General features: G+C 33.1%; 8 protein-coding genes. All 8 read left to right on the top strand.

Annotated elements, in window-relative coordinates:
- Positions 1 to 101 precede the first annotated feature (101 nt).
- Entirely contained in the window at positions 102 to 260 is a 159-nt protein-coding gene (locus J4N46_RS12540) for a hypothetical protein (RefSeq protein WP_208059553.1), read from the top strand.
- 94 nt (positions 261 to 354) lie between these two features.
- Positions 355 to 492: a hypothetical protein gene (locus tag J4N46_RS12535; RefSeq protein WP_236013985.1), complete on the top strand. Its 138-nt coding sequence runs from the start codon at positions 355 to 357 to the stop codon at positions 490 to 492.
- Positions 476 to 913, top strand: coding sequence for a hypothetical protein (locus J4N46_RS12530; RefSeq protein ID WP_009416155.1), 438 nt, complete (start codon positions 476 to 478; stop codon positions 911 to 913). Before J4N46_RS12535 ends, J4N46_RS12530 begins: the two co-directional genes overlap by 17 nt.
- Positions 914 to 972: 59 nt before the next feature.
- Entirely contained in the window at positions 973 to 1,767 is a 795-nt protein-coding gene (locus J4N46_RS12890) for an RHS repeat domain-containing protein (RefSeq protein ID WP_208059551.1), read from the top strand.
- Positions 1,768 to 1,788: 21 nt separating this feature from the next.
- Positions 1,789 to 2,280 carry an Imm26 family immunity protein gene (locus J4N46_RS12520; RefSeq protein ID WP_009416153.1) on the top strand — a complete coding sequence of 164 codons (492 nt, stop codon included), beginning with the start codon at positions 1,789 to 1,791 and terminating at the stop codon, positions 2,278 to 2,280.
- 91 nt (positions 2,281 to 2,371) lie between these two features.
- Positions 2,372 to 3,253, top strand: a complete 882-nt coding sequence (locus tag J4N46_RS12985) for an RHS repeat domain-containing protein (protein WP_317194307.1) — start codon at positions 2,372 to 2,374, stop codon at positions 3,251 to 3,253.
- A 9-nt stretch (positions 3,254 to 3,262) separates the two neighbouring features.
- Positions 3,263 to 3,691: a hypothetical protein gene (locus J4N46_RS12510; protein WP_208059550.1), complete on the top strand. Its 429-nt coding sequence runs from the start codon at positions 3,263 to 3,265 to the stop codon at positions 3,689 to 3,691.
- A gap of 47 nt (positions 3,692 to 3,738) precedes the next feature.
- On the top strand, positions 3,739 to 4,079 hold a 341-nt coding region (locus J4N46_RS12980; protein ID WP_317194306.1), incomplete at its 3' end, for an RHS repeat-associated core domain-containing protein.

The raw sequence follows: 4,079 nt of genomic DNA, 5'->3' as shown, positions 1-4,079 counted from the left end.
AAAAATGTTTTCTTTTAGACGATAAATGGAAACCAATATTTTTATAGATGATATACTCACAAAATTTGAATTTTAAAATAAGAGATAACACCCGTTAGAATATGTCTACAGGTATATTAGGTTGGTTCTTTGGTAAAGGTCCTAATAAGGCGTTCAATAAAGGAGTGGAGAAGGTAGCTAATCACCATTCTCACAAGAGTTTTGGGCAGCTTTTTGAGGAAGCTACTGAGGAGTCGTATGTTTGCAAATTGAAATATTAATTGTAATTTTACATTTAAAATAAGTACGGATTAAAACCGAGCAGTGGTCGTATGGCATCATGCAGCATATGATGAAAAAACAAATTCATGTATAATGCAATTAGTTTATACCTCAGAACACAAAGCAAAATTACCTCATGAAGGAGCTGTTAAACAATTTAAAATTGGAGTTGAATATGATACTAAAGCTGCTAAAGATAAAGCAAAAGAATTGAATGAAAAATACCATTAGAAAAATGAGAGAGACAAAAATTAAGTTTGATAAAGATCTTTCAAAAGAAATTTTTATTAGGAAAATAAATAAGAAAATTAGACTAATCTTATCTGATGATTTGGACGCTTCAGAAGAGAAATTAAGTGATAGTTATTGCAAAAAAATAGCTGATTTTATAGATAACTTTTCAAAATGGTACAATAAATGTATGGATGCTGTTAAGGAATGGGGTGAAAATATTTATCATATAAATATAGAATATGATGAGATAAAACTATTAAAAATTTTCATTCTGTTTGAACAAAATGAATGTGAATTATTCGGATTAGGATTTAGGACAGAGTTTGATATTGAACATGGTTGCGGCATTAAAATTAAAGTAGAAGATGGTAATTATAACATTGTAGAGATAGGTACAGCTGACATTGCTTTTTGCTAAAATAATATATCATCTATGACCTAAGCGAGCGACCTAATCTCAGTAGAGATAAGGACAACTTGTTAGTTTATGACAAGGAAGAGCCTGTAACAGAAAATCTTATCACTTGGGTGTTTGATGAGAACTCCTTTGTGCCTGCGGCTAAACTTGTAGGGGATAAATCGTATAGCATCCTCACTGACCTCTTGGGAACGCCGTATGAGGCGTATGATGAAAATGGAGAAAAGGTGTGGGCACGAGAATTAGACCTTTATGGGAATGCTATTGCTGGTGATAGCTCGTTTATTCCTTTCTTATACCAAGGACAGTATTATGATGAGGAGATTGGGTTAGCTTATAATAGGTTTAGGTATTACTCACCTGAAAGCGGTACTTATATCTCACAAGACCCGATAAGGTTGGCGGGGGGACTGGCGTTTTATGGGTATGTATTCGATTGTAATGGGTGGATTGATCCGTGGGGGCTAGAAAATGTGTATGTTGTGTATCAAGCTCCTGTTTTAGATGCAAATGGTGTACCAACAGGAGAAATATATACGGGAAGAACAAAAGGTATAGGGAGTAAAGATTCTACAGAAGATATTTCAAAAGCATTAAAAAAACGTAAATCAAACCATCACAGAAAAGATATAGGAAGCTTAACTCCTGTTTTTGTAACTGACAACTATAATGCTATGAGAGGTGGCGAACACTATTATATACAAGTAGAGAAAAAAGCTGGAACAGCAGCAGATCAAATTAATGGAATAGCAGATAGAAATTTTGGTATAGATAAAAATGGGAATGCAAAAAAAGGAAATAGATATATGGATGCCTTTTATGCAGAAAATCCAGATTTAGAAAAACTTCACTAATAAGTACAAAAAGATAATATTATGTCAAAGAGAAAAAAATATGGCAACATATATGAAATAAAAATGCCCAATAATAAGTATGCATACCTTTGTTTAATAAGAGAATGTGGTTTTGGTATTTTTGATTATTCCTCAGAAATACAAACTAATAATATACAAGAACTTTTGATAAAAGGATTAAAAATTTATAAATTTGGCAAAGAAACAGCAATCAATAAAAAAATATGGACATTGGTAGGGTATGTTGATTTACAAAAAGAAAATATAAAATGGCCAGATTTAGCTATTTTTATGCCACATAATAAGTTACGTTTTATAAAAGAGTCAAAAATTATGAGTGTAAATGAGGGAATAGTTAAAGTAAAAACTGATGAATATTTGTCTTTGGTCAAAAAAGGTTATATTAATGCTTTTTTTGATAATTATAGGTATTTTGAGCTTTGGCTAAGTAATAATATAGAAAACTATCCAGAAGGAGAAAATATTTTTCCTTTACCTGAAGGATATAATTAGGTAGCTGTAGTCCTATTCTTGGAATGCCAATGGAAGTTTAAAGAGTGTCGCGAACAACGACAGGGTACATTTTGCCTTTGAGTATGATGCCTTGGGCAGACGCACGGCAAAGATAAACCTCAGTAGCAAGCGCATCAAGCGTTTTCTGTGGGACGGAAATGTACCACTTCACGAATGGGAGTATGACCTAAGCGAGCGACCTAATCTCAGTAGAGATAAGGACAACTTGTTGGTTTACGACAAGGAAGAGCCTATAACTGATAATCTTATCACTTGGGTGTTTGATGAGAACTCCTTTGTGCCTGCGGCTAAACTTGTAGGGGATAAATCATATTCTATTCTCACCGACCACTTAGGAACGCCGTATGAGGCGTATGATGAAGAGGGGAAAAAGGTGTGGGCACGAGAGTTAGATATTTATGGGAATGCTATTGCTGGGGATAGCTCGTTTATTCCTTTCTTATACCAAGGACAGTATTATGATGAGGAAATAGGGTTAGCTTATAATAGGTTTAGGTATTACTCACCTGAAAGCGGTACTTATATCTCACAAGACCCGATTGGATTAGCAGGAAATAATCCTAATTTCTATGGGTATACCTTTGATAGTAATACAGAGGTGGATGTTTGGGGGTTAACGATTGGAGATAGAACATTTAAATATGTAATTCAACAAGGGGATTCGAACGGAGGGTGGGTGCATATTGATCTAAGACATGTCAGTGGAGGGCACTCTAGAGGTGAAGGTGATTTATTTACGAGAGGTACAACAAGAGATCATTTGGAAAAAGCTGCAAATAAAATTGTAAAAAAAGGTAAAAGAATAACTAAGGATATAACTAAGAAAATGCAATCTTTTGAAATGAAAATCAAAATAAAAGGAAATAAGAAAGAGCTTGTCAGAGTTTATGTTGACACCATTGAAAAGAAAATAATTACAATATTCCCTGCTAGAGGAAATGGAAATCACTAAAAATATTATATGACTATTAAATTTGATATTGCATCAACATACGATGAAAAAATTTCTGAATTTGAATTAGGAGATATAACTATTCAGCAATCGGAATTTATTATAACAAGCAAAAGGGACAAAGCCCCCTATCAAAATTTTATGCTTTTCCCTACACTGACTAATTTTCTGTATAGTCTGAGAGATAGCATTTCTAAAAATCAAAAGAATATTACGTTTACAGCGTTAGATTCTTCTTTTGAATTTCATTTAGAAATTTATAAAAATATGATTATTTTAGATAAGAAAATAGAAGTCCCTCTCAATATTTTTTTGAATACTGTATATGGAGCTTCAATGAGTTTATATTTAAATTATAAAGGAAAAGTAGATAATAGTAATGGTATTTTAGATGAATTTAAAACAGAATTAGATAGTTTTAAAAGAATTTTATTCTAAAAGTGAGTTTTTTATCAATAAGGGGCGTATGATGAAAATGGGAAAAGGTGTGGACACGAGAATTAGACCTTTACGGGAATGCTATTGCTGGGGACAGTTCGTTTATTCCTTTCTTATACCAAGGACAGTATTATGATGAGGAGATTGGGTTAGCTTATAATAGGTTTAGGTATTACTCACCTGAAAGCGGTACTTATATTAGCCAAGATCCGATTAGGTTGGCAGGGAATAATCCTAATTTCTATGGGTATACTTTTGATAGTAATACTGAGGTGGATGTTTTTGGACTTGCAGGTACAGGAGGGGCGTATATGATAAAACTTAGTGACGGTAAGATTTATGTTGGAAAAGGTGAAATTGGTCGTATGAATGAATCTATTGAGGAGAG

The sequence above is a fragment of the Capnocytophaga bilenii genome, assembly GCF_017565765.1.
Classification (GTDB): domain Bacteria; phylum Bacteroidota; class Bacteroidia; order Flavobacteriales; family Flavobacteriaceae; genus Capnocytophaga; species Capnocytophaga bilenii.
Note: the sequence above shows the minus strand (reverse complement) of the source record. Positions and strands in the feature narration are given on the sequence as shown.

What these genes read in the sequence shown, in the direction of transcription:
- J4N46_RS12540 (WP_208059553.1), top strand. Translation starts at nt 102, where the DNA reads ATGTCTACAGGTATATTAGGTTGGTTCTTTGGTAAAGGTCCTAATAAG.
- J4N46_RS12535 (WP_236013985.1), top strand. Translation starts at nt 355, where the DNA reads ATGCAATTAGTTTATACCTCAGAACACAAAGCAAAATTACCTCATGAA.
- J4N46_RS12530 (WP_009416155.1), top strand. Translation starts at nt 476, where the DNA reads ATGAAAAATACCATTAGAAAAATGAGAGAGACAAAAATTAAGTTTGAT.
- J4N46_RS12520 (WP_009416153.1), top strand. Translation starts at nt 1,789, where the DNA reads ATGTCAAAGAGAAAAAAATATGGCAACATATATGAAATAAAAATGCCC.
- J4N46_RS12510 (WP_208059550.1), top strand. Translation starts at nt 3,263, where the DNA reads ATGACTATTAAATTTGATATTGCATCAACATACGATGAAAAAATTTCT.